This is a genomic window from Paraburkholderia sp. J76 (genome assembly GCF_905220295.1).
In the GTDB taxonomy this organism is placed as follows: Bacteria; Pseudomonadota; Gammaproteobacteria; order Burkholderiales; family Burkholderiaceae; genus Paraburkholderia.
This window is the reverse complement of sequence record NZ_CAJMZJ010000003.1, coordinates 21,054-47,072: the sequence shown is the minus strand read 5'-3', so window position 1 is coordinate 47,072 and position 26,019 is coordinate 21,054. Positions and strand designations below refer to the sequence as shown.

At 66.2% G+C, this 26,019-nt stretch carries 19 protein-coding genes; 12 read left to right on the top strand and 7 right to left on the bottom strand.

Annotation, left to right across the window (positions count from 1 at the left end; genetic code table 11):
• Window positions 1-2 precede the first annotated feature (2 nt).
• The 3 genes from U5768_RS06800 (at window position 3) to U5768_RS06790 (ending at window position 3,841) form a co-directional block, all read left to right on the top strand.
• On the top strand, window positions 3-866 hold the full coding sequence (locus tag U5768_RS06800; RefSeq protein ID WP_322029640.1) for an HlyD family secretion protein: 864 nt from the start codon (window positions 3-5) through the stop codon (window positions 864-866).
• Window positions 867-1,114: 248 nt separating this feature from the next.
• Window positions 1,115-1,750, top strand: a complete 636-nt coding sequence (locus U5768_RS06795) for a hydrogenase maturation protease (RefSeq protein ID WP_322029639.1) — start codon at window positions 1,115-1,117, stop codon at window positions 1,748-1,750.
• Between the two features lie 180 nt (window positions 1,751-1,930).
• Entirely contained in the window at window positions 1,931-3,841 is a 1,911-nt protein-coding gene (locus tag U5768_RS06790; RefSeq protein ID WP_322029638.1) for a propionate--CoA ligase, read from the top strand.
• A gap of 4 nt (window positions 3,842-3,845) precedes the next feature.
• Here U5768_RS06790 and U5768_RS06785 read toward each other — a convergent pair whose 3' ends face one another.
• Window positions 3,846-4,676: a 5'-methylthioadenosine/adenosylhomocysteine nucleosidase gene (locus U5768_RS06785; RefSeq protein ID WP_322029637.1), complete on the bottom strand. Its 831-nt coding sequence runs from the start codon at window positions 4,674-4,676 to the stop codon at window positions 3,846-3,848.
• A gap of 21 nt (window positions 4,677-4,697) precedes the next feature.
• Window positions 4,698-7,091 (bottom strand): UvrD-helicase domain-containing protein, encoded by a 2,394-nt coding sequence (locus U5768_RS06780; RefSeq protein ID WP_322029636.1) that lies wholly within the window; start codon window positions 7,089-7,091, stop codon window positions 4,698-4,700.
• Window positions 7,092-7,306: 215 nt separating this feature from the next.
• Between U5768_RS06780 and U5768_RS06775 the strand changes: the two genes are divergently transcribed.
• Both U5768_RS06775 and galU read left to right on the top strand, forming a co-directional pair.
• Entirely contained in the window at window positions 7,307-10,174 is a 2,868-nt protein-coding gene (locus tag U5768_RS06775) for a valine--tRNA ligase (RefSeq protein ID WP_322029635.1), read from the top strand.
• A gap of 80 nt (window positions 10,175-10,254) precedes the next feature.
• Window positions 10,255-11,136: a UTP--glucose-1-phosphate uridylyltransferase GalU gene (gene galU / locus U5768_RS06770; protein WP_322029634.1), complete on the top strand. Its 882-nt coding sequence runs from the start codon at window positions 10,255-10,257 to the stop codon at window positions 11,134-11,136.
• A gap of 74 nt (window positions 11,137-11,210) precedes the next feature.
• Here galU and U5768_RS06765 read toward each other — a convergent pair whose 3' ends face one another.
• The 4 genes from U5768_RS06765 to U5768_RS06750 all read right to left on the bottom strand — a co-directional run bounded on the left by U5768_RS06765 (window position 11,211) and on the right by U5768_RS06750 (window position 14,531).
• The gene (locus tag U5768_RS06765) at window positions 11,211-11,438 is read right to left on the bottom strand and encodes a sulfurtransferase TusA family protein (protein ID WP_027815106.1); all 228 of its coding nucleotides are present in this window, start codon (window positions 11,436-11,438) and stop codon (window positions 11,211-11,213) included.
• A gap of 118 nt (window positions 11,439-11,556) precedes the next feature.
• On the bottom strand, window positions 11,557-12,612 hold the full coding sequence (locus tag U5768_RS06760; RefSeq protein ID WP_322029633.1) for a Gfo/Idh/MocA family oxidoreductase: 1,056 nt from the start codon (window positions 12,610-12,612) through the stop codon (window positions 11,557-11,559).
• Between the two features lie 13 nt (window positions 12,613-12,625).
• Window positions 12,626-13,648 (bottom strand): inositol 2-dehydrogenase, encoded by a 1,023-nt coding sequence (gene iolG, locus U5768_RS06755; protein ID WP_322029632.1) that lies wholly within the window; start codon window positions 13,646-13,648, stop codon window positions 12,626-12,628.
• Window positions 13,641-14,531 (bottom strand): MurR/RpiR family transcriptional regulator, encoded by an 891-nt coding sequence (locus U5768_RS06750; protein ID WP_322029631.1) that lies wholly within the window; start codon window positions 14,529-14,531, stop codon window positions 13,641-13,643. Before U5768_RS06750 ends, iolG begins: the two co-directional genes overlap by 8 nt.
• A 288-nt stretch (window positions 14,532-14,819) precedes the next feature.
• Between U5768_RS06750 and U5768_RS06745 the strand changes: the two genes are divergently transcribed.
• From U5768_RS06745 to iolB, 7 genes are all read left to right on the top strand, one after another.
• Window positions 14,820-15,884 (top strand): sugar ABC transporter substrate-binding protein, encoded by a 1,065-nt coding sequence (locus tag U5768_RS06745; RefSeq protein ID WP_322029630.1) that lies wholly within the window; start codon window positions 14,820-14,822, stop codon window positions 15,882-15,884.
• A 201-nt stretch (window positions 15,885-16,085) separates the two neighbouring features.
• Window positions 16,086-17,249, top strand: a complete 1,164-nt coding sequence (locus U5768_RS06740) for an ABC transporter permease (protein WP_322029629.1) — start codon at window positions 16,086-16,088, stop codon at window positions 17,247-17,249.
• 13 nt (window positions 17,250-17,262) lie between these two features.
• Window positions 17,263-18,084, top strand: a complete 822-nt coding sequence (locus U5768_RS06735) for an ATP-binding cassette domain-containing protein (RefSeq protein WP_322029628.1) — start codon at window positions 17,263-17,265, stop codon at window positions 18,082-18,084.
• Between the two features lie 37 nt (window positions 18,085-18,121).
• Entirely contained in the window at window positions 18,122-20,137 is a 2,016-nt protein-coding gene (locus U5768_RS06730; RefSeq protein WP_322029627.1) for a bifunctional 5-dehydro-2-deoxygluconokinase/5-dehydro-2-deoxyphosphogluconate aldolase, read from the top strand.
• Window positions 20,134-22,140, top strand: coding sequence for a 3D-(3,5/4)-trihydroxycyclohexane-1,2-dione acylhydrolase (decyclizing) (gene iolD, locus U5768_RS06725; RefSeq protein WP_322029626.1), 2,007 nt, complete (start codon window positions 20,134-20,136; stop codon window positions 22,138-22,140). The genes U5768_RS06730 and iolD overlap by 4 nt, the downstream gene beginning before the upstream one ends.
• A gap of 24 nt (window positions 22,141-22,164) precedes the next feature.
• Window positions 22,165-23,079: a myo-inosose-2 dehydratase gene (iolE, locus tag U5768_RS06720; protein WP_322029625.1), complete on the top strand. Its 915-nt coding sequence runs from the start codon at window positions 22,165-22,167 to the stop codon at window positions 23,077-23,079.
• Window positions 23,076-23,879, top strand: a complete 804-nt coding sequence (gene iolB / locus U5768_RS06715; RefSeq protein ID WP_322029624.1) for a 5-deoxy-glucuronate isomerase — start codon at window positions 23,076-23,078, stop codon at window positions 23,877-23,879. Before iolE ends, iolB begins: the two co-directional genes overlap by 4 nt.
• A gap of 75 nt (window positions 23,880-23,954) precedes the next feature.
• Here the strand turns inward: iolB and U5768_RS06710 are convergent, their stop codons facing one another.
• Window positions 23,955-25,661: a methyl-accepting chemotaxis protein gene (locus U5768_RS06710; RefSeq protein WP_322029623.1), complete on the bottom strand. Its 1,707-nt coding sequence runs from the start codon at window positions 25,659-25,661 to the stop codon at window positions 23,955-23,957.
• Window positions 25,662-26,019: the final 358 nt, after the last annotated feature.

The window sequence follows — 26,019 nt, the reverse complement described above, 5'->3', positions numbered from 1 at the left end:
TCATGACAATCCGCAACCTCATTGGCTTTATCGCGACGGCCATCATCTTCGTCGTCGCCATTCTGGTCGGGCGCGTCCTGTGGGTGCACTACATGGACGAGCCGTGGACCCGCGACGGCCGCGTGCGCGCCGAAGTGGTGAACATCGCCCCCGACGTCTCCGGCGCCGTGGTCGAGCTGCCCGTGACGGACAACCAGTTCGTGCACAAGGGCGACCTGCTCATGCAGATCGACCCCTCGCACTATCAGATCGCCGTCGAGCAGGCCGAGGCCGCCGTGGCCGCGCGCAAGGCCGAGCTGACCATGCGCCAGGACGACGCGCGCCGCCGCGCCGACATGGACAGCGAAGTCGTCTCGCAGGAAAACCGCGAGAACGCGTCGCACGCGGCGAACTCGGCGCAGGCGCAGTACCAGCAGGCCATCGCCGCGCTCGACGCCGCGAAGCTCAACCTCGCACGCACGCGCGTGGTCTCGCCGGTGGACGGCTACATCACGAACCTCCAGGTGTTCCAGGGCGACTACGCGACATCGGGCCAGGCGAAGCTTGCCGTAGTGGACAGCCATTCGTTCTGGGTCTACGGCTACTTCGAGGAAACCAAGCTGCCGCACGTGAAGGTGGGCAACAAGGCCGATATCAAGCTGATGAGCGGCGGCACGCTCGAAGGCCACGTGGAAAGCATCTCGCGCGGCATTTACGACCGCGACAATCCGCAAAGCCGCGAACTGCTCGCCGACGTGAACCCGACCTTCAACTGGGTGCGGCTCGCGCAGCGCGTGCCGGTGCGCATCCACATCGACAAGGTGCCGGCCGACATGGTGCTCGCCGCCGGCACGACCTGCACGGTGGTCGTGAAGCCTGGAACGTGACGACGCGCTAACAGCGCACGCCGAAGCACATCAAGAGAGGGAGCGCCAGTTTGACGCTCCCTTTTTTGTTGCTCCGGGCAGACGGAGTGTTAGCCCCTCCCGCACATTGTTCTGACGGCGAATCGGTGAGCATTGCAAAACTATGCCTTTATCACGATAAAACCTATCTCGATTGATATACATCAACGGAGGTTTAGCGAATAACTCGGATTATTCCTATTCGTACACTCACCCTTCCAGCCATCAACGTGACCCTTCGCCTGCATCGACCGCACGAAATCGGCGGCATACCGCGAGCCCCGCGCGACGACGGCGCCGTGCGCGCCTTTGCGCGCCGCGCGCTGGCCGGGCTCGTCAGCCGCCCGGCGCCCGCAGCGCAGCGCGTGGTCGTGCTCGGCCTCGGCAATGTGCAATGGGGCGATGCGGGCATGGGGGTCCACGCACTCAAGAGGCTGGGAACGTATTGGGATTGGCCCGCGCAGGTCGAACTCGTGGAAGGCGGCACGCGCGGGCGCTCGCTGCTGCCGGTCGTCGAATCCGCGCAGCGGCTTATGGTGCTCACCGCGCTCGATTTCGGCCTGGCGCCTGGCGCGCTCTGCGTGCTCACCGGCGACGCCGCGGCCGAATGCCTCTATACGCGCTGCCCGAAACGCATCGGCATGGGCTTCGCCGCCGCGCTCGCCTGCGCGCAGCTTAGTGGCCGCTCGCCGCGCGAGATCGTCCTGATCGGCGTGCAGCCGGTAGGCGGCGACGCCTACGGCGAGTGCCTGTCGAGCACGGTGCACGCCCAGCTCGACGAGATCGTCGAAACCGCGCGGCACTGGCTGCGCCGTTGGCGCGCCGCCCCGTTGCCGCGGGTCGCGCATGCCGACAGGCGCGCCTGAGCGCCGCACCCAGGCCGAAACGGGCGAGCCGCATGCGGCCGTCCTGAACGACCCGCGGGAGAACCCCCGTTGCCCGCGCGCATTGCACTGCACTATCCTGAAAAACTGCGCCAGATCCGGTTCGTTGCCCCGGCTCGCTGCGCTGGCCGCCTGCATCATCAGCACGGGAGGAAGGTAGTCATGCGTTACCGCGATTTTCACCGCGAGTCGGTCGCCAACCCCGACGACTTCTGGCGCCGCGAAGCCGAGCGTATCCATTGGGAAACGCCGTTCGAGCAGGTGCTCGACCGCTCGAACCCGCCGTTCGCGCGCTGGTTCTGCGGCGGCCGCACGAACCTGTGCTTCAACGCCGTGGACCGCCACCTCACGTCGCGCGCGCACCAGAATGCGCTCGTCTACGTCTCGACCGAAACCGGCATCGAGCGCCGCTACACCTATGCCGATCTGCATGCCGAAGTGAACCGCATGGCCGCCGTGATGCGCTCGCTCGGCGTTCAGCGCGGCGCGCGCGTGCTGATCTATCTGCCGATGATTCCCGAGGCCGTGTTCGCCATGCTCGCCTGCGCGCGCCTCGGCGCGATTCACTCGGTCGTGTTCGGCGGATTCGCGGCGCCGAGCCTGGCCGCGCGCATCGACGACGCGAAGCCCGCGCTGCTCGTCACGGCCGACGCCGGCGCGCGCGGCGGCAAGGTGATCGACTACACGCCGCTCGTGGACGAAGCGATGGCGCGCGCCGAATACGCACCGCCCAAGGTGCTGCTGATCGACCGCCAGCTCGCACCCGAGCGGCTGAACGCACCATATCTCGTGGACTACGAGCCGCTGCGCGAGCAGCACTACGACGTGCAGATTCCGTGCGAATGGCTCGAATCGAACGAGCCTTCCTACATCCTCTACACCTCGGGCACGACGGGCAAACCCAAGGGCGTGCAGCGCGACGTGGGCGGCTACGCGGTGGCGCTCGCGGCTTCGATGGAATACATCTTCGAAGGGCGCGCCGGCGACACGATGTTCACGGCGTCGGATATCGGCTGGGTGGTGGGCCACAGCTACATCATCTATGCGCCGCTGCTCGCGGGCATGACCACGGTGATGTACGAGGGCACGCCGGTGCGCCCCGACGGCGGCATCTGGTGGCGTCTCGTCGAGCAGCACCGTATCAACCTGATGTTCACGGCGCCCACGGCCATTCGCGTGCTCAAGAAGCAGGACCCGGCGCTCATGCGTGCCGCCGATCTTTCGAGCCTGCGCACGCTCTTTCTCGCTGGCGAACCGCTCGATGGGCCCACGGCCGAGTGGATCTCAGGCGCCCTCGGCAAACCCGTCGTCGACAACTACTGGCAGACCGAGACCGGCTGGCCAATGCTGGCCATCCAGCGCGGCGTGGATCCGCTGCCGCAAAAGCTCGGATCGCCGGGCGTGCCCTGCTACGGCTACGACCTCGTGCTGCGCAACGAAAATACGGGCGAGCCCTGCGAGCAAAGCGACAAAGGCGTGATCACGCTCGGCTACCCGTTGCCGCCGGGCTGCATGCAGACCGTATGGGGCGACGATGCGCGCTTCGTGAAAACGTACTGGGAAAGCGTGCCCGGCCAGCAGGTGTATTCGACGTTCGACTGGGGCGTGCAGGACAGCGACGGCTACGTGACGATCCTCGGGCGCACCGACGACGTGATCAACGTGGCGGGGCATCGTCTCGGCACGCGCGAAATAGAAGAGGCGATCTCGTCGCACGCGGCGGTCGCGGAAGTGGCCGTGGTGGGCGTGAACGACGCGGTGAAGGGTCAGGCGGCGCTGGCTTTCGTGGTGCTGCGCGACGCGAACGCGGCTGCCGATCCCGCCGAGGCCGGCAAGCTCGCGGCTTCGCTGAGCGCAACCGTGGACCGCCAGCTCGGCGCGATCGGTCGTCCCGCGCGCGTGCATTTCGTGCCGATGCTGCCGAAGACGCGCTCGGGCAAGCTCCTGCGCCGCGCGATCGCCGCGCTCGCCGAAGGACGCGAGCCGGGCGACTTGCCCACCATCGAGGATGCGTCGGCGCTGCAATCGATTCGCGAGGCGGTGAGCGCCGATAACGGCGCGGCGGAGGGCTGATCGCTTAGCGCGCGAGCGGCCGGTACGCGGCGAGAAAGCGCTTGAGAATGCCGGTCGAGTACGTGCCCGCGATATCGGTGAGGAAGCTCGAGAACGAGGTGCTCGCGTGCTCGTCGGCGGTATCGGAGATCGTGCGGACCACCGCGCAAGGCACGTCGTACTCGTGACAGACCTGGGCAATCGCCGCGCCCTCCATCTCCACGGCGAGCGCATCGGGCAACAGCGCGCGCAGCGCGTCCACGGCAACCGCGCTCGCGACGAACTGATCGCCGCTGATCACGAGCCCGCGGTGCACCTGCGGCGCCACGCTCGCCAGACGCGGCAACGCCGCGCCGAAATGCGCGGCGAGCGCGGCGCCCTCCTCGGCGATAAAACGCGCGGCGGCGGCGGCAAGCGCATCGGCGAGCGCGCGTTCGGCGTCGAAGCGCGCGCGCCCGAGCAGCGGAATCTCATGACGCGGAAAGATCGGTTCGCAGTTCATGTCGTGCTGGAGCAGCGTTTCGCCCACCACCACGTCGCCCACGTGCACGTTCTCGCCCACGCCGCCCGCCACGCCCGTAAAGACGATGGCTTCGACATCGAACGCATGGATCAGCGCGCTCGCCGTGGCGGCCGCCGCCACCTTGCCCACGCGCGCGAGCGTCACCACGCAAGGCGCGCCGTGCACCGTGCCGAGGTGGTAGTCGCGCCGCCCGAACGTGCGCGTGACCACGCCCGATTCGGCCTGCATCGCCGCGATCAGATCGCCGAGTTCCTGGGGCAGCGCGGCGAGCACGCCGAGCGGGCGGGCGGCCGCGCCGCTCGCTTGAGCCGACGCTTGAGTCGAATCGTTCATCGTCGAAAAAGAGGTGCGGGGTTATTCAACGGCCTGAAGTCTGGCCACCGCCAGCGCGAGCCACTTCTCGCCGTGACGCTTGAAACGCACCTGCGCCTTGGCGTCGGCGCCGCTGCCTTCGAGCGCCGTGATCGTGCCTTCGCCGAACTTCGTGTGGAACACGCCCTGGCCTACGCGAAAGCCCGTTTCGGCTGCGCGCTGCTCGTTGGCGAACGCGGGCGCCGGGCTCTTGTCGGCGATATAGGCGTCGCGCTCGCGACGGCCGCCGCCGTAGTTGCCCGCGTTGCCGCCGCCCTCGCCGCCGCCCGGCCGCGCGAACCAGTCGCGGCCCCAGCCTGCGTTGTCGGAGCGGCCGCCCCAGCGCGCGCCCGCTTCCACTTTGGGCGTGAGCCACTTGAGCGATTCCTGCGGCAGTTCGTCGAAAAAGCGCGAGCGCACGTTGTAGCGCGTCTGGCCGTGCAGCAGGCGGCTCTGCGCGAACGAGATATAGAGCCGCTCCTTCGCGCGCGTGATCGCCACGTACATCAGGCGGCGCTCTTCTTCGAGACCGTCGGCTTCCATCGCGCTGTTCTCGTGCGGGAACAGGCCCTCTTCGAGGCCGGTGATGAACACCGCCGTGAATTCGAGGCCCTTCGCGGCGTGCACCGTCATCAGTTGCACGGCGTCCTGGCCCGCCTGCGCCTGGTTGTCGCCGGCTTCGAGCGACGCGTGCGAGAGAAAGCCCGCAAGCGGCGTCATGAGGTCGGGGTTCTGCGCGGGGTCGGTGATCGCGGGCGCGTCGAGCACTTCGATCTCGCCGTCCTGGGAGACGATCTCGGGCACCGCGCTCGCGCCCGGGCGCAACGGAATCGAGCGCGCAGGCGTGTCGAGCCCGTAGCCCGCTTCGCTCACGAACGCCGTGGCGGCATTCACGAGTTCCTGCAAGTTCTCCAGCCGGTCCTGGCCTTCGCGCTCGGTCTGATAGAACTCGGCGAGCCCGCTCATGCGCACCGTGTATTCGACGGTTTCCGGCAGGCTCATCTGCGCGGTTTCGGCGCGCATCTTCGCGACCAGACTGGCGAACGAACCGAGGCTCGTGCCCGCCTTGCCCGTCACGTACGGAATGGCCGCGGCCATCGAACAGTTGTAGAGACGCGCCGCGTCGGCAAGCTGTTCGATCGAGCGCGCGCCGATGCCGCGCGTGGGGAAGTTCACGACGCGCGCGAACGCCGTGTCGTCGTTCGGATTGTCGATGAGACGCAGATACGCGAGCGCATGCTTGACTTCCTGACGCTCGAAGAAGCGCAGGCCGCCATACACCTTGTACGGCACGCCCGCATTGACAAGCGTGTGCTCGATCGTGCGCGACTGCGCGTTGCTGCGGTAAAGAATGGCGATCTCGTGACGCGCCAGACCCTGGTTGATGAGCGCGCGAATCTCCTCGACGATCCAGCCCGCTTCCTGCGAGTCGGTTGCCGCTTCGTACACGCGCACCGGCTCGCCGTGGCCCGCGTCGGTGCGCAGATTCTTGCCCAGACGCCGCGAATTATGCGCAATCAGGTAATTGGCCGCATCGAGAATATGGCCGTGCGAGCGGTAGTTCTGCTCCAGCTTGATCATGTGCTTCACGCGGAATTCGTTCTCGAAGTCGCGCATGTTGCCGACGTTCGCGCCGCGAAACGCATAGATCGACTGGTCGTCGTCGCCCACCGCGAAAATCGCGTTGCCAGGGCCCGCGAGCAGCTTGAGCCACGCGTACTGGAGCTTGTTGGTGTCCTGGAACTCGTCCACGAGGATGTCGCGAAAGCGCGCCTGGTAGTGCGCGCGCAGCGGCGGGTTGTACGCGAGCAGTTCGTAGCAGCGCAGCAGCAGTTCGGCGAAATCGACCACGCCTTCGCGCTGGCACTGCTGGTCGTACGCCTCGTAGAGTTCGACGAACTTGCGGTTGAAGTCGTCGCTCACGTCCACGTCCTTCGGACGCAGGCCCTGCTCCTTCGCGTTGTTGATGAAGTACTGCAAGTTCTTGGGCGGGTATTTCTCGTCGTCGATGTTCAGGCCCTTCATCAGACGCTTGATGGCCGAAAGCTGGTCGGCCGTATCGAGGATCTGGAAGGTTTGCGGCAGGCCGGCGTCGCGGAAATGCGCGCGCAGCATGCGGTTGCACAGGCCGTGGAACGTGCCGATCCACATGCCGCGCGTGTCGATGGGCATCATCGCCTGAAGGCGGCCCAACATTTCGCGCGCGGCCTTGTTCGTGAAGGTCACGGCGAGAATGGTGGACGGCGAGGCCATGCCCTGCTGGATCAGCCACGCAATGCGCGTGATCAGCACGCGCGTCTTGCCGCTGCCGGCCCCGGCCAGAATGAGCGCCGGTTCGTTGGGCAACGTCACGGCGGCGAGTTGTTCGGGGTTCAGGTTCGCGAGCAGTTCGGGCATGGGGCGAAAAAAAGGGACGAGGCGCTGGGGTTACGCGGGGCGGCTCGCGGCACGAAGCGCGCCGCGCGAACGCGCCGATGAATGGCAGACCGCCATTATAAGTGCGCGCGCACGCGCCGGTCTTGCGCGCCCCGAACCCGGCGCAGCGTCGGCTCCGGGAGGACTTCCCCTTATAATCGAACGTTTCCGCATCCTTTTTTCGGCAGATTCCACCCATGAGCGACAGCACGCTAGCGAAAAGCTTCGAGCCCCAGACGATCGAGGCCCACTGGGGCCCCGAATGGGAGCGTCGAGGCTACGCCGCCGCGACCTTCGAGCCCGGCCGCAACAACTTCTCGATCCAGTTGCCGCCGCCCAACGTCACCGGCACGCTGCACATGGGGCATGCGTTCAACCAGACGATCATGGACGGCCTCGCGCGCTACCATCGCATGCTCGGCGAGAACACGCTGTGGGTGCCGGGCACGGACCACGCGGGCATTGCCACGCAGATCGTGGTCGAGCGCCAGCTCGACGCGCAGAAGGTCTCGCGCCACGACCTCGGCCGCGAGAAGTTCGTCGAGCGCGTGTGGGAATGGAAGCAGCAGTCGGGCTCGACCATCACGGGCCAGGTGCGGCGCCTCGGCGCCTCGATCGACTGGTCGCGCGAATATTTCACGATGGACGACAAGATGTCCGCCGCCGTGCGCGACGTGTTCGTGCGTCTCTACGAACAGGGCCTGATCTACCGCGGCAAGCGCCTCGTGAACTGGGACCCGGTGCTGCTCACCGCCGTCTCCGACCTCGAAGTGGCGAGCGAAGAGGAAAACGGCAATCTGTGGCATCTGCGCTATCCGCTCGCGGACGGCTCGGCCACGCTGACCGTCGCCACGACGCGCCCGGAAACCATGCTCGGCGACACGGCCGTGATGGTGCACCCGGAAGACGAGCGCTATGCGCACCTGATCGGCAAGATGGTCAAGCTGCCGCTCACCGACCGCGAAATCCCGGTGATCGCCGACGAATACGTGGACCGCGAATTCGGCACGGGTGTGGTGAAGGTCACGCCCGCGCACGACTTCAACGACTACCAGGTGGGCCTGCGCCACAGCCTGCCGAGGATCGAGATCCTCACGCTCGACGCGAAGATCAACGAGAACGCGCCTGAAAAATATCGCGGACTCGACCGCTTCGAGGCGCGCAAGCAGGTGGTGGCCGACTTCGAGGCGCTGGGCCTGCTCGACTCGGTGCAGCCGCACAAGCTGATGGTGCCGCGCGGCGACCGTACGGGCGTGGTGATCGAGCCGATGCTCACGGACCAATGGTTCGTGGCGATGACGAAGGCCGCCCCCGAAGGCACGTTCAACCCCGGCAAGTCGATCACCGAAACCTCGCTCGATGTGGTGCGCAACGGCCAGATCAAGTTCGTGCCGGAAAACTGGACGACCACCTACTACCAGTGGCTCGAGAACATCCAGGACTGGTGCATCTCGCGTCAGCTCTGGTGGGGCCACCAGATTCCCGCGTGGTACGGCGAAAACGGCGAGATCTTCGTCGCGAAGAGCGAGGAAGAAGCGCGCGCGCAGGCCGACGCCAGGGGCTACAAGGGCGCACTCAAGCGCGACGAGGACGTGCTCGACACGTGGTTCTCGTCGGCGCTCGTGCCGTTCTCCTCGCTCGGCTGGCCTGCGGACACGCCTGAACTGAAGGCCTTCCTGCCCTCCTCCGTGCTGGTGACGGGCTTCGACATCATCTTCTTCTGGGTGGCGCGCATGGTCATGATGACCACGCACTTCACCGGCAAGGTGCCGTTCGACACGGTGTACGTGCACGGCCTCGTGCGCGACGCCGAAGGCCAGAAGATGTCCAAGAGCAAGGGCAACACGCTCGACCCGATCGATATCGTGGACGGCATCGACCTCGAAGCGCTGGTGGCCAAGCGCACCACGGGCCTGATGAACCCGAAGCAGGCCGCGACCATCGAAAAGAAGACGCGCAAGGAGTTCCCGGACGGCATTCCCGCGTTCGGCACCGACGCGCTGCGCTTCACGATGGCCTCGATGGCCACGCTCGGTCGCAACGTGAACTTCGACCTCGCGCGCTGCGAGGGCTATCGCAACTTCTGCAACAAGCTCTGGAACGCCACGCGCTTCGTGCTGATGAACTGCGAAGGCCACGACTGCGGTTTCGGCAAGCCGGGCGATTGCCAGCCCGGCGATTGCGGCCCCGGCGGCTACACGGACTTCTCGCAGGCCGACCGCTGGATCGTCTCGCTCCTGCAACGCGTGGAAGCCGAAGTCGCGAAGGGCTTCGCGGACTATCGCTTCGACAACGTGGCCAACGCCATATACAAGTTCGTCTGGGACGAATACTGTGACTGGTATCTGGAACTCGCGAAGGTGCAGATCCAGACGGGTACGCCCGAGCAGCAGCGCGCCACGCGCCGCACGCTGCTGCGCGTGCTGGAAACGGTGCTGCGCCTCGCGCATCCGGTGATTCCGTTCATCACCGAAGCGCTGTGGCAGAAGGTGGCGCCGCTCACCGACGCGTACCCGCAAGGCGCAGCCGAAGGCGAGGCATCGATCATGATGCAGCGTTACCCGGTGGCGCAAGCGAAGAAGATCGACGAAAGCGCCGAACAGTGGGCCGCCGACCTTAAGGCCGTGATCGATGCATGCCGCAACCTGCGTGGCGAAATGGGCCTCTCGCCCGCCACGAAGGTACCGCTGCTCGCCACGGGCAACGCGGAGCGCCTCGCGACGTTCGCGCCCTATGCGCAGGCGCTCGCGCGGCTTTCGGAGGTCCAGATCATCGCCGACGAAGCCGCGCTCGACGCCGCCTCGGCAGGCGCGCCAGTTGCTATCGTTGGCACGGACAAGCTCGTGCTGAAGGTGGAGATCGACGTCGCCGCCGAACGCGAACGGCTGTCCAAGGAAATAGCGCGCCTTGGCAATGAGGTGACGAAGTGCAAGGTTAAGCTAGGAAATGACAGTTTTGTAGCAAAAGCACCGCCCGTGGTTGTTGAGCAGGAGCAGAAGAGACTGGCAGAATACCAGGCAACGCTGGACAAGCTGACCGCGCAACTCGCGCGGTTGCCGGCCTGAGCGGCCATATCGGCCACAGGCTGTAACGCGTGACGCCGCACCCGCGGCGTCGCACGAGCACCAGGACAGGGACTAAAGACATGCTGAAAGTGACAAAAGCGGTATTCCCCGTAGCGGGCCTAGGCACGCGCTTCCTTCCGGCCACGAAGGCCAGCCCGAAGGAAATGCTGCCCGTGGTCGACAAGCCGCTCATCCAGTACGCGGTCGAAGAAGCCGTGGCCGCCGGCATCACGGAGATGATCTTCGTGACCGGCCGCAGCAAGCGTGCGATCGAGGACCATTTCGACAAGTCGTATGAGATCGAGGCCGAACTCGAAGCGCGCGGCAAGGCCAAGCTGCTCGAACTGGTGCGCAACATCAAGCCGAACAACGTCGACTGTTTCTACGTACGTCAGCCCGAAGCGCTCGGCCTGGGCCACGCCGTGCTGTGCGCGGAAAAGCTCGTGGGCGACAACCCGTTCGCCGTGATTCTCGCCGACGACCTGCTTTACGGCACCCCGCCCGTCATGCAGCAGATGGTCGAGGTGTTCGATCACTACCATAGCTCCGTGCTCGGCGTGGAAGAGATTCCGCCCTCGGAAACGCGCTCGTACGGCATTGTCGACGGCAAGGAATGGGAAGACTCGATCGTCAAGCTCTCGGGCATCGTCGAGAAGCCGGCGCCCGAAGTCGCGCCGTCGAACCTCGGCGTGGTGGGCCGCTACGTGCTCAAGCCGCGCATTTTCGACCATCTCAAGTCGATCAAGCCCGGTGCGGGCGGCGAACTGCAGCTCACCGACGCCATCCAGTCCCTGCTCGCCGACGAACAGGTGCTCGCGTACAAGTACCACGGCACGCGCTTCGACTGCGGCAGCAAGCTCGGCTACCTGAAGGCGACGGTGGAATTCGCGCTGCGCCACCCGGAAGTCGGCGCCGATTTCGACGAGTATCTGCGTACGCGTAATCCGGTGCTGGAAGGCTAAAGCGCCCTGGCGCAGTAGAAACAAGAATGGCCCGCATGTTCTCATGCGGGCCATTTTTTTATCCGTCGATACGCTCAGCGCCGGCGCATCAGGAACACGAACGTCTTGTCCTGCTGCGTGCTTTCCACGATCTCGTTGCCGGTTTGCTTCGCAAACGCTGCGAAATCGCGCTGCGAGCCGGGATCGGTCGCGAGGACCTTGAGAATCTGGCCGCTTTCCATGTCGGCGAGCGCCTTCTTGGCGCGCAGGATCGGCAGCGGGCAGTTCAGCCCGCGCGCATCCACTTCCTTGTGAACCTGAATCTGCATCGGGGTTGGATCCTTCAGTGGCGCACCGTCGCGGCGTGAGACGGCGCTGGCAATAACGTCGATTTTACCGCAGCCGCGCCAACCGCCGCCTGGCCCACGATCGCCGCCCGCGTTACAGCGCGACCGCCGCCCCGGTATGCAACGACTCGCGCAGCGCCTGGCCGATGCGCGTGGCCTCCAGCGCGTCTTCGAGCGTCGCACCAAGGCTCTCCTTCTGCGCCCCATCCGCGTTGCGCGCCGCGACTTCGGCGACGAAGGCTTGCGCCTCGATCAGGAACGCCGCTTCGAAACGGTCGAAGAACGCAGGCGTGCATTCGCTGCGAACGCCTGTCGCGTCGTAGACCTCGACACGATTCGCGCGCGGGATGCGCCCGATGGCGAGCGCGCCCGCCGTGCCGATTACCTCGCTCGAGGTGTCGTTGCCGTGCGCCATCGTGCGCGACGCGTAGAACATCGCGAGACGTCCGCCCTCGAACTCGCAGATCGCGACGCCGTTGTCCACGTCGCCCGATTCGCGCAGGCATTCGTGCAGCGCAATCGCGCCCGCGGCGTAGACGCGCGTGGCGCGCGGTTTGCCCAGCAGCCAGCGCGCGACGTCGATATCGTGCACCGTGCAGTCGAGAAAAATGCCGCCCGAAGTGGGCGCGAAGCGCACGAAAAAGCCTTCGGGATCGTTGAGATCGCAGGTCTGCGAGCGCACGAGAAACGGCCTGCCGATCGCACCCGCCTGCACTTTTGACCAGGCATCCTGATAACTGGGATCGAAGCGACGCATGAAACCGATGGTCACCTGATGCTCAGGATGACGAAGCGACACGTTCACCACGCGCTCGCATTCCGCCACGTCGAGCGAAAGCGGCTTCTCGCAAAACACGTGCTTGCCCGCTTCGAGCGCCTGCACGATCTGCTCCGCGTGCAATGCGGAAGGCGTGACGAGCCACACCGCATCGACCGATTGATCCGCGAGCAGGTCGGCGTACTCGCCATACAGGCGCGCGGCGGGCAGCGCCTCGCGCGCCCACGCGAGATCCGCTTCGAGCGGACTGCACGCGGCCGCGAGCGCCGCCCCCGGCACGCGATACGCCAGGTTCTGCGCATGCCGACGCCCCAGCCTCCCCAGTCCCGCCACGCCCACGCGCAACGGCCGGGCACGATCGATTGCCTGCATGTTCGTCTCCGGTTCAGTCGCCGAGCATCACCACACGGCCCTCGCGCCACGACAGCGAGGCGGCTTCGGCCAGTTCCAGCGCTTTCAACCCGTCGGCGACCGACGTGCGCACGGGCACGCCCTGCGTGACCGCTTCGTGAAAGTGCGCCATCTCGCGCGCGTAGGCCGAGCGGTAGCGTTCGAGGAAAAACGCCTCGGGCACGTCCTGCGCGACCGCCGCCTTCGTCCACGCCACCACTTCAGTGGGCTTCATGTTGCCGGCCTGCAGCATGCCCTCGCTGCCGAGCACCTCGAAGCGCTGGTCGTAGCCGTAAGCCGCGCGCCGCGCCGTGTTGATCTGGCAAAGGCGCCCGCGCTTCGTGCGGATCGTCACCGCCGTCGAATCGATATCGCCCGCATCGGCAATGGCCGGATCGGACAGGCAACTGCCCGTGGCGTGTACGCTCAGCGCTTCGTCGTCGAGAATCCAGCGGAAGATGTCGAAGTCGTGAATCAGCATGTCCTTGAAGATGCCGCCCGAGTGCTTGATGTACTCCACCGGCGGCGCGCCCGGATCGCGGCTCGTGACGATCAGCATTTCCGGCGTGCCGATCTCGCCCGCGTCGAGGCGCGTCTTGAGCGCGGCGAACGTGGGATCGTAGCGGCGCTGAAAGCCGATCATGGCGACGACGCCCGCGCGCTCGACCGCTTGCGCGCAGGCGCGTGCGCGCTCGATGGTCAGATCGACGGGCTTCTCGCAGAAGATAGGCTTGCCCGCCGCCGCCGATTTCAGGATCAGTTCGGAGTGCGTATCGGTGCTCGAACAGATCACCGTGGCGCCGATCGAAGCGTCGCCGAATGCCGCGTCCACGTCGACGACCTGCGCGCCGTACTGTGCGGCGAGCGCGGCGGCGGCTTCGCGATTCACGTCGATCACGTACTTCAGGCGCACGCCCGCCTGGCGCGCGAGATTGCCCGCATGAATGCGGCCGATGCGCCCCGCGCCGAATACCGCCACATCCAGCGTTTTCGCGGCTCCGCTTGCTGCACTAGTCATCGTATCCTCCAGTGTCGGTCGATTCTTCCACGTTGAGTTCGAGCCGGTACGCAAGCGCGATGAAGAGCGCCTGGCACAGGCAGAAAGTGCTGGTGAGCGAGCGGAACGCGAACGCGCTCCCCTCCTTCACATAGAGTTGCGCGTTCGCGTGGCGCGCGAGCGGCGAAAGCTGGCTGTCGGTGATGACGAGCGTTCTGGCGTGATGCTGCTGCGCCGTGCGCAGGCAGTACTGCGTCTCCTTGCCGTAGGGCGCGAAGCTGATGGCGATCACCACGTCGCCCTTCTTCACGCTGCGGATCTGCTCGTGATACATGCCGCCGAGACCCGAAACGAGATGCACGCGTTTGCGCGTGTGCTGCAAGGCGTAGACGATATAGCTCGCCACCGGAAACGAGCGCCGCACGCCGATCACGTAGATGTTGTCCGCCAGTTCGAGCATCTTCACGGCCTCGTCGAACTGCGCGCCGTCGAGGCCGGCTTCGAGTTCGTCGAGCCCGTTGCGGCACGCGCCGATGAATTCGCGCGCCACGGCGCCGCCCATGTCCGGGCTCGCCTCGCCCTCGTTGGCGTCGATCAGTTGGCGAATGCGCTGCTGATAGCTCGTGGCCGACGCGCCCTGCCCCGCATACGCCTGCCGGAACACCGCCTGCAGATCGGAGAAGCCCGAGAACCCGAAGCGCTGCGCAAAGCGCACCACGGCCGAGGGATGCACGCCGCAACTCGCGGCGATATCGCTCGTGCGGTCCATCATCACGCTCGCGCGATGTTGCTCGATGTAGGTCGCGATGCTTTTTAGCTGACGCGGCAGCGCCTCGTAGTCCTGCGCGATGCGCTGCATCAATTCGTCCACGCCCGCTACGGCGTCGGTTGTGTCATCCGCCATGATTGTCTTCCTTGCGTGGTTGTCGCACTGCCGCAAAGCCTTACCAGGCCTCGATCCCACGGCATATCGACGGAGCCGATTATAGGCAGCGCGTCACGCGAATGGAACAGATTTTCCATTTTTATTTGCAATGAAATTTCCGTTGCAAGTCGCGAGGCGATGTCCTACTCTTGTCGATGAGCGCGGCGGTTGGTGCAGGTATCGGCACCCGGTAGCAAGCGGCAAGTAAAAAGCACGGCTGCGACGCTCACCCCAAGAACGAACGACAGACCGAGAAAGGTGGAGACAATGAATCAACGCAAGGGCAAGACCACGCTCCGAAGGTTGGCCGCAATGCTCGCGCTGGCCGCGGGACTGACAGGCGCGGCCGTGCTGAGCGCGCAAACGGCGCAAGCCGCCCCCGACGCGCATTTCGTGCTGATCAGCCACGCGCCCGATTCCGACTCGTGGTGGAACACGATCAAGAACGCCATCAAGCAGGCCGACGAAGACTGGAACGTCGAGACCGACTACCGCAATCCGCCCAACGGCGACATCGCCGACATGTCGCGCCTGATCGAACAGGCCGCCGCGCGCAACTACGACGGCGTGATCGTCACCATCGCCGATTACGACGTGCTGAAAAGCGCCATCGGCAAGGTCACGGAAAAGAAGATTCCGCTCGTGACGATCAACTCGGGCACCGAGGAGCAGAGCGCGAAGCTCGGCGCGATCATGCACGTGGGTCAGCCCGAATATGTGGCCGGCCACGCAGCCGGCGAAAAGGCCAAGGCCGCGGGCGTGAAGTCGTTTCTGTGCGTGAACCACTTCGCGACCAACGCCGTGTCGTTCGAACGCTGCCGCGGTTTCGCGGACGCCATCGGCGTGGACTACAAGTCCTCGACGATCGACTCCGGCCAGGACCCGACCGAAATCCAGTCGAAGGTGAGCGCGTACCTGCGCAACCATCCGAACACGGGCGCGATTCTCACGCTCGGCCCGGTGCCGGCCGCCGCCACGCTCAAGGCGGTCCAGCAGATGGGCCTCGCGGGCAAGATCTACTTCTGCACGTTCGACTTCTCCGATGACATTGCCAAGGCGATCCGCGCGGGCACCATCCAGTTCGCGATCGATCAGCAGCCGTACCTGCAGGGTTATATCCCCGTGGCCGTGCTCGCCATCGTGAAGAAAGAACACACCACAGACCCGCAGAAGATCCGCCAGATTCTGGAAGCGAATCCGAAGTTCAAGCAGCGTCTCGAAACCTATGGCCTGCAACCTTCGTATGGTCCGAAGAATATCCGCTCGGGTCCGGGCTTCATCACCAAGGAGAATCTCGACAAGGTCGTGAAGTACGCAGGTCAGTACCGCTAAGCATTTTTCGTCAGTCACGCGCGGCGGCGGCTAGCATCTTCCGATGCGCATCGCCTCTCGCCAGCCTCGCCGCGCGCCATTCACCGTGTTGCTTTTACTGCAAGGCAGTCGCTTGCAGGGAATGCGCTCGGGCATTCTCGATTCGAGGCAGGTGCCGGCAGGTGCCAGTGCGCCTCACACGGCCGAGATAAAGGAGACATCATGGGTGTAGCCGGCAAACACTTCCCCTCGCACGCACCGGAGAGCGGCGCGCAAGACACGCCCACGCCGACGCCCGGCGCCAGCGACGAACGCGTGCGCCGCGAATCGTGGTTCGGCCATCTGCTCGGCCGGCCCGAATTCGCCGCGATTTCCGGCACCGTGCTGGTCTTCGCCGTCTTCGCGATCGGCGCGGGCGGCTCGGGCATGTTCGATCTCGACGGCGTAATGAACTGGTCCCAGGTCGCGGCTTACCTGGGTATCCTGAGCGTCGGCGCGTGCCTGCTGATGATCGCCGGCGAGTTCGACCTCTCCATCGGCTCGATGATCGGCTTCGCCGGCATGATGGTGGCCATTCCCACGATGTACTTTCACTGGCCCATCGCGCTGTCGATTCTGTTCGCGTTCGTGGGCTGCACGGCCCTCGGCGCACTCAACGGCTACCTCGTCATGCGCACGCGGCTGCCTTCGTTCATCGTCACGCTCGCGTTCCTCTTCATCCTGCGTGGACTGACCCTCGCGCTCTCGATCATGTTCGCCGACCGCACCATCGTCTCGGGTGTGGGCGACGTGGCGCGAGCCGACTTCATCACCAACCTGCTCTTTCACGGCACCGCGTTCAAGGGCCTGTTCGTGGCGCTCGCGCATGTCGGCATCGGCAAGATGCTCGACAACGGCCAGCCGCTCGTGCCCGGCGTGCCGAAGGTGATTCTCTGGTGGTTCGCGCTCGTCGCCATTGGCGCGTTCGTGCTCGCGAAAACGCGCTACGGCAACTGGATTCTCGCCGTGGGCGGCGACGCCAACGCCGCCAAGAACGTGGGCGTGCCCGTGAAGCGCGTGAAAATCTCGCTCTTCATGCTCACCGCGTTCTGCTCGTGCCTCTTCGCCGTGCTGCAAGTGTGCGACATCGGTTCGGCCGCCGCCGACCGCGGTCTTCAGAAGGAGTTCGAAGCCATCATCGCCGCGGTGATCGGCGGCACGCTGCTCACGGGCGGCTACGGTTCGGTGATTGGCGCGGCGTTCGGAGCGCTCATCTTCGGCGTCGTGCAGATCGGCATCACTTACACGAACATCGATTCGGACTGGTTCCGCGTGTTCCTCGGCGTGATGCTGCTCATTGCCGTGCTCTTCAATCACTACGTGCGCCGCCGCGTCGCGCAATCGTAAGCCGGAGGCTCACATGTCCGATACCACCAGCACCACACAAGACACGGCAAACAGCGACACGATTCTCGCGCTGGAGAACGTCAGCAAGTACTTCGGCAAGGTCATCGCGCTCAACGGCGTCACGCTGCGCTTAAAGCGCGGCGAGGTGCACTGCCTGCTCGGCGACAACGGCGCGGGCAAGTCCACGCTCATCAAGACGCTTGCCGGCGTGCACGCGCCCACTTCCGGCCAGTATTTCGTGGACGGCAAACCCGTGCTGTTCGATTCGCCGAAAGATGCGCTGGATCTCGGCATCGCCACCGTCTATCAGGACCTCGCGCTCGTGCCGCTGCTCTCGGTCGCGCGCAACTTCTTCATGGGCCGCGAGCCGCAGAAGAAGCTGTTCGGCTTCGTCAACGTAATGGATCTCGATGCGAGCGCAACAATCGCGAAGGATCGCCTCGCGGAAATGGGCATCCATGTGCGCGATCCGCATCAGGCCATCGGCACGATGTCGGGCGGCGAGAAGCAGTGCCTCGCCATCGCACGCGCGATTCATTTCGGCGCACGCGTGCTGATTCTCGACGAGCCGACCGCCGCGCTCGGCGTGAAGCAGAGTTTCAACGTGCTCAAGCTGATTCATGCGGCGCGCGCGAAGGGCATTTCGGTGATCTTCATCACCCACAACGTGCACCACGCCTACCCTATCGGCGACTCGTTCACGCTGCTCAATCGCGGCCGCTCGCTTGGCACCTTTACGAAGGACACGATCAGCAAGAACGAAGTGCTCGACATGATGGCGGGCGGCGCGGAGATGCAGAAGATGATCGCCGAACTCGACGGCGCGACCATCTGAGCACGCGGGCACGGCACAGCATCCAACAGGAATACACATGGCCCTGACTCATTCCACCCCGACCCGTTCGACTCCGGGCCGCTTCGCTGCCGGGCGCAGCCGCGACATCGTCTGCCTCGGCCGCCTCGGCGTCGATCTCTACGCACAGCAAGTGGGCGCGCGGCTCGAAGACGTCTCGACGTTCGCGAAGTATCTGGGCGGCTCGTCCGCGAATATCGCCTTCGGCTGCGCGCGTCTCGGCCTGAAGCCGGCCATGCTCACGCGCGTGGGCGACGACCACATGGGGCGCTTTCTCGTCGAAACGCTCGCGAAGGAAGGCTGCGACACGAGCCATGTGCGCGTGGACCACGAACGCCTCACCGCGCTCGTGCTGCTGGGGCTGAAAGACCGCGACACGTTCCCGCTCATCTTCTATCGCGAGAATTGCGCCGACATGGCCGTCGATTCGGGCGATTTCGACGAAGCCTTCATCGCTTCATCGAAAGCACTCCTGATTACCGGCACGCACTTCTCGACGGAGCAGGTGAACCGAACGAGCCTCACCGCGCTCGACTACGCGCGCCGCAACAATGTGCGCACCGTGCTCGACATCGACTACCGCCCCGTGCTGTGGGGCCTCACGGGCAAGGCCGATGGCGAGACGCGTTTCGTCGCGAGCGAAGGCGTGAGCGCGCATTTGCAGCGCATCCTGCCGCATTTCGATCTCGTGATCGGCACCGAGGAGGAATTCCGCATTGCGGGCGGCAAGGAAACGCTCGTCGATGCGCTCGCGCGCGTGCGCGAAGTGACGGGCGCGACGCTGCTCGTCAAGCGCGGGCCGCTCGGCTGCCAGATCGTGGAGGGCGCGGTGCCCGCCTCGATGGACGATCTGCCGATGCAGCGCGGCGTGGAAGTCGAAGTGCTCAACGTACTGGGCGCCGGCGATGCGTTCGCCTCCGGCTTCCTCTCGGGCTGGCTGCGCGACGCCTCGCTCGAAGACTGCGCGCGCGCGGCCAACGCATGCGGCGCGCTCGTCGTCTCGCGGCACGGCTGCGCGCCCGCCATGCCCACGCCGGTGGAACTCGATTACTTCCTGCGCGAAGCGGCCGCCGACCCCGTACGCATGCGCCGACCCGACCGCGACGCAACGCTCGCGCGCCTGCATCGCGTGACGCCCGCGCGCAAGCGGCACGACGAAGTGCTCGGCTTCGCGTTCGATCATCGCAACCAGTTCTTCGATCTCGCGCAGCAGGCGGGCGTGAGCGAAGCGCGCATTTCGCATCTAAAGAATCTTTTTGTCGAGGCCGTGGCGCAGACCGAACGCACGCTCGGTCTGGAGGGACGCATCGGAGTCCTGATCGACGACCGCTACGGCCAGGACGCGCTCAACGCCGCGACGGGCCGCGGCTGGTGGATCGGCCGCCCGGTCGAGCTGCCGGGTTCCGTGCCGCTCGTGTTCGACCACGGCCGCTCGATCGGCACGACGCTCGCGTCCTGGCCCATCGACCACACCGTGAAGTGCCTCGTGCAGTTTCATCCCGACGAGCCCATCGAACAGCGTCTCGAACAGGAAGCGCAGTTGCGCGCGCTTTACGACGCCACCCAGGCGAGCGGCCACGAACTCCTGCTCGAAGTGATTCCGCCGAAACTCAACGGCAAGCCGAATGCGCCCGATACGGTCTGCCGCGCGCTCAAGCGGCTCTACAACATCGGCATCTACCCCGAGTGGTGGAAGCTCGAACCGACGGGCGCCGCGCAATGGCGCGACATCGACGCGCTGATCGCCGCGCGCGATCCGTATTGCCGCGGCGTCGTGCTGCTCGGGCTTTCCGCGCCTATCGACCAGCTCGCGGAAGGCTTTCGCGCGGCGGCCGCGTCGGCCACCTGCCGCGGCTTCACGGTGGGCCGCTCGATTTTCTACGAGCCGAGCGTGGCGTGGCTCGCCGGCGAGATCGGCGACGACGAAGTGATCGCCCGCGCGCGCCGCGCCTTCGAAACGCTGATCGGCGCATGGCGCGCCGCGCGGGCCGATGCGCAGGGCGCGCACGACAACCACGAGGAGAAGGCGGCATGAACCAACGTATCGCTCCTGGCGCCCCCGGAGATTACGCCTCGCAGGAAAGCGCGCCGAACGCGACGGCCAGCGCGCACGCCAACACCGTGCGGCTCACGGCGGCCCAGGCGCTCGTGCGTTACCTCGCCGCGCAGCGCGTGGCGAGCGAAGACGGTTCGGGCCGCACCGAGCCGCTGTTCGGCGGCGTGTTCGCGATCTTCGGTCACGGCAACGTGGCCGGTATCGGCGAAGCGCTCTACCAGTACCGGCACGAACTGCCAACGCTGCGCGCGCATAACGAGCAGGCCATGGCGCACAGCGCGATCGCTTACGCCAAGGCGCACTTTCGCCGCCGCATGATGGCGGTGACGACCTCGATCGGCCCGGGCGCGACGAACCTCGTCACCGCGGCCGCGCTTGCGCACGTGAACCGTCTGCCGGTTTTGCTGTTGCCAGGCGACATTTTCGTTTCGCGCGAGCCCGATCCGGTATTGCAGCAGATCGAGGACCCGCACGACGGCGGCCTCTCCGCGAACGACGCGCTCAAGCCCGTCTCGCGCTACTTCGACCGCATCGTTCATCCCGCGCAGTTGCTCACCGCGCTGCCGCGCGCGCTGCGCGTGCTCACCGACGCCGCGCTCTGCGGCCCGGTCACGCTCGCGCTGCCGCAGGACGTGCAGGCCACGGCGTGGGACTATCCGGCCAGCTTTTTCACCCCGCGCCTCGTGACGTTCCACGCGCCCGCGCCTGTGCAGACCGAGATCGACGCGGCGCTCACGCAGTTGCATCGCGCGAAACGTCCGCTCATCGTGGCGGGCGGCGGCGTGCTCTATTCGCGCGCTTCGCAGGCCTTGCAGACGCTCGCTGCCGCGCGCGGCATTCCGGTGGCCGAAACGCAGGCCGGCAAGGGCTCGCTCGCGTGGGACGATCCGCTCAACGTGGGCGCGCTCGGCGTGACAGGCTCGCCCGCCGCCAACGAACTCGCGCGCGACGCCGACTGCGTGCTCGCCGTGGGCACGCGTTTGCAGGACTTCACGACCGGCTCAAACTCGCTGTTTGCGCACACGCATGTGATCGGCGTGAACGCCAACGCCTTCGACGCGCTCAAGCACAACGGCCTCGCCGTGCAGGCCGACGCGCGCCAGGCGCTCGCCGCGCTCAACGACGAGCTGATCAACTGGCGCGCCGACGCGAACTGGACCGCGCACGCCCGGCGTCTCGCCGACGCGTGGCGCGCGAGCGTCGAACGCCTCACGCATGCGCCGCAGGAGCGCCACTGCCTGCCCTACGACGCCGATGTGATCGGCGCGGTCCAGCGCTCGTCGAGCCGTTCGTACACCGAAGATATCGTCGTGTGCGCGGCCGGCACGCTGCCCGCCGAGTTGCACAAGCTATGGCGCGCGGGCCAGCCCGGCGCGTATCACGTCGAATACGGCTATTCGTGCATGGGCTACGAGATCGCGGGCGGCCTCGGCGCCAAGCTCGCGCGGCCCGATCGCGAGGTCGTCGTCATGGTGGGCGACGGCAGCTATCTGATGATGAACAGCGAGATCGCCACCTCGGTCATGCTGGGCGCGAAGCTCATCGTCGTCGTGCTCGACAACCGCGGCTACGGCTGCATCAACCGGTTGCAGCAGGCTTGCGGCGGCGCGCCGTTCAACAACCTGTTCGACGACTGCGCGCAAGGGCCGCTCGGCGCGCCGCGCGTCGACTTCGCCTCGCATGCGCGCTCGCTCGGCGCGCAGGCCGAACACGTGGCGAATATCGCGGAACTCGAAGCGGCGCTGCAACGCGCGCGCGCCGCGTCGCGCACGTACGTCGTGTGCATCGACACCGACCCCGCGCGCACGACCGAGGAAGGCGGCTGGTGGTGGGAAGTCGCCGTGCCCGAGGTGTCCACGCGCGCAACCGTGCGCGAAGCGCGCGAGCGCTACGACGAACAGGTCGCCCAGCGCGGCGGCCGCGCCCAACCCAGCCAGGCCACGCCCGGCGACGACGACAACGGCAACGCACCACGCGCCTGACGACGCAGACATCGAGGAGCGCACATGAGCGCATTTGAAGTACGCATCGGCATCAACCCGCTGTCGTGGATGAACGACGACCTGCCAACGCTCGGCGGCGAGACGCCGCTGTCTCAAGCGCTGACCGAGGGCCGCGAAATCGGCTATGAGGGCTTCGAGCTAGGCAACAAGTTTCCGCGCGAGCCGCAGGCGCTCAAGGCGCTCCTCGCGCAGTACGATTTATCGCTCGTCTCCGGCTGGTACTCGGGCATGCTCGCGCGGCGCAGCGTGGAGGAAGAAATCGCCGCGGTCGAAAGGCATCTGGACCTGCTCGCGCAGAATGGCGCCACGGCGATGGTGTACGGCGAGGTCGCCGGTTCGATCCAGGGTGCGCCGCGCCCGCTCTACCAGCGGCCGCGTTTTTTCAGCGACCGGCAGTGGGACGAGTACGCCGCGCGCGTCGACACCTTCGCGCGCCATACGCTCTCGCGCGGCGTGCGTCTCGCCTATCACCATCACATGGGCGCCTACGTCGAAACGCCCGCCGACGTCGACAAGCTCATGGCGCGCACGAGCGACGCCGTGGGCCTGCTGTTCGACGCGGGCCACATGACCTTTGCGGGCGGCGACCCCGTGGCCGAACTCGACAAGCACATTGCGCGCGTGTGCCATGTGCATTGCAAGGACGTGCGCCCCGCCGTCATGAAGCTCGCGCGCAACCGCAACTGGAGTTTTCTCGACGCCGTGCTCGCAGGCGCGTTCACCGTGCCTGGCGACGGCGCCGTCGATTTCCCCGCGATCATCGCGCGCCTGAAGCGGCACGGCTATCGCGGCTGGCTCGTGGTCGAAGCCGAGCAGGACCCCGTGATCGCACCGTCGTACGAGTATGCGCAAAAGGGCTATCGCACGCTGCGCGCGCTCGTTGATGCTACGGACACCCAATCGAAGGAGGCAGCATGACTCTGCTGGTCAAGGCCGCGCGCGAAGGCCAGTCTATCGCGCGCGTCACGCCCGACACCGCGGGCTGGCGCTATGTCGGCTTCGCCGCCTACCGGCTCGAAGCGGATGAAATCGTCTACGTATCCGAGCCCGATCGCGAAAGCTGCATTGTCGTGCTCTCGGGCGCGGTGGACATCGAAGCGGGGGGCGAGCGCTGGTCGAGCCTCGGCTCGCGCGACAGCGTGTTCGAAGACGCCGCGCCGTACGCGCTCTACGTGCCGCCCGGCGTGAAAGCGACCGTGCGCGCAAAACGCACCGCCGAATTGGGCGTGGCGAGCGCGCCCGCAAAGGGCACGCTGCCCGTTCGTCTCATCGAGCCCGCGCAGATGAAGCGCTCCACGCGCGGCAAGGGCGCGAACACGCGCTACATATGCGATGTCCTGCCGCAAGACGCGCCCGCTGAATCGCTGCTCGTGGTCGAGGTGCGCACGCCGTCGGGCCACTCGTCGAGCTACCCGCCGCACAAGCACGACGCCAACCGCTTGCCGCAGGAAAGCGCGCTCGAAGAAACGTACTATCACCGGCTCGATCCGCCGCAGGGTTTCGCGTTCCAGCGCGTCTACACCGACTCGCGCGATCTCGACGAAACGATGGCCGTGGAGAATCACGACGTCGTGATGGTGCCGCGCGGCTATCACCCCGTGGTCGTGCCTTATGGCTACGACTCGTACTATCTGAACGTGATGGCGGGCCCCACGCGCGAATGGCACTTCCATAACGACCCGGCGCACGAATGGATCATCAAGCGCGACGCGAAGTGACGCGCCCATAAAAAAACGCCGCGCGATGAACCACGCGGCGTTCTTCGTTGCGCCCGCAACGAACTGGAAAGCGCGTCAAGCGAGCCGGAATTTCCCCACGAGGCGCTTGAGCACCTTCGCCTGATCGTCGAGCGATTGCGCCGCGGCGGTGGCCTCTTCCACGAGCGCCGCGTTCTGCTGCGTGCCGGCGTCCATCTGCGTGACCGCGCGGCTGATTTCCTCGATGCCCGAGCGCTGCTCGCGCGAAGCCGCCGAAATCTCGCCGATGATGTCGTTCACGCGCCGCACGGCCTTCACGACTTCGTCCATCGTCGAGCCCGCGTCCTGCGCGAGCGTCGAGCCATTGGACACGCGCTCCACCGATGCGCCGATCAGCGCCTTGATCTCCTTGGCCGCCGCCGCGCTGCGCTGCGCGAGGCTGCGCACCTCGCCCGCCACCACCGCGAAGCCGCGCCCGTCCTCGCCCGCGCGCGCCGCTTCCACAGCGGCGTTAAGCGCGAGAATATTCGTCTGGAACGCAATGCCCTCGATCACGCCGATGATGTCCGCGATGCTCTTCGCGCTGTCGTTGATCTCCTGCATGGTCGCGACCACGCGCCCCACCACCGAGCCGCCCTTCTCCGCGATGGCCGAGGCGTTGCCCGCGAGCGTGCTGGCCTGTTCCGCGTTTTCGGCGTTCAGGCGCACCGTGGACGTGAGTTGCTCCATGCTGCTCGCGGTGCGTTCGAGCGCCATGGCCTGTTCTTCGGTGCGGCGCGAGAGATCGAGATTGCCGGTCGAGATTTCGCCCGAGGCAGACGCGATCGCCTCGGCGCTCGCGGCGATCTCGGCGACCGTTGTCGAAAGGCCTTTTTGCATGTCGCGCAGCGCGCCCAGCATGCTCGCCGCGTCGCGCGCGTGAACCGCGACGGGCTGCGCGAGGTCGCCAGCCGCGATGCGCGCTGCGATGGCCTTGGCGTGCGCGGGCTCGCCGCCCAGTTGCCGCGCGATGCGGCGCACGACCCATTCGCTCACGAAGAACGCGAACACGAACATGGCGACGGTGGCGACGGCCATCATCACGAACGACGACTTGAAGATGAACTCGGCATTGCCGATCGTGGCTTTCGCGGCCGTGCCGCGTTGCTCGACGAGGTCGTTGACGAGCGTTTCGAGCTTGCCGGTCTCCACGAGCAGCGACACGTCCTGCGTGCCCACCTGCCAGCTCATCTGCGAGAGATCGAGCGGCTGCTGTTTCACGAGCGTTACGAAGTCGCGCAGATGGCCGCTCCACGCCGTGGTCGCATCCGCGAGCTTCTTTTGCAGTGCGAGCGCGTCGCCGCCCTGCTCCTGCGCGTATTGCTGCAACTGGCTCATGCCGCGCTCCAGCGAGCCGAGATCCTTGTCGATATCCTGCCCCAGCTCGTCGCGCTCGCGCGCCGTGGTCGCGGTGAGCAGCATCTTCTGGGCGCGGCTCGCACGCAGCATGTGGCCGCGCGCTTCTTCGGCGGCGCGGCTCGCGACGTAGCCCTGTTCGTAGATCGATTGCGTCGAGCCGTTGAGACGGCTGATCTGCGCGAGCGAAATCGCGCCGATGGCGAGCGTGCCGATCAGCACGAGCGCGAAGGCGAGGCGCAGCGTGGCCTTCACGGAAAGCCGCGAAGTGTGGGACGAACCGGGGGACGAACCGCGCGCTGCCGCGCCGGCGCGGCCCGTATTGCGTTGCTGCGCGTTCCCCGCGCTTGCTGCTGGATCCTGCGGCACGAACCCCGCGTGCCTGCCGCCTTGCGATACTGCTTTCATCTTTTTCGGTCTCCAGCGTTTCTGCTTTGTTGTCCGGCCTGACGCCATCGTTCGTGATTTGCGTTACGCCTGAACTCCGGTCTACGGCACGCCGTCGCGCAATCTTTAATTCTGCGTTCAACCGCATTGCGCGCGGCGCAGTTCGCATTCCGGCCCCGTATTGCGCGCCTCGTGAGCGCACCTATCGGCGATTTATACATGGCCAAAAAGAGACGCCAAAAATCGCGCACCGATTTCGGGGATCGGCTCCACGCCTTGCGACACTGAGCCGCAGGGCCAGGACGCATCAGGAGCTGTCCGATTCTCGACAAAACTTGTCCGTACAGTTCGAGCAAGACACATTACACTGCGCTCATAA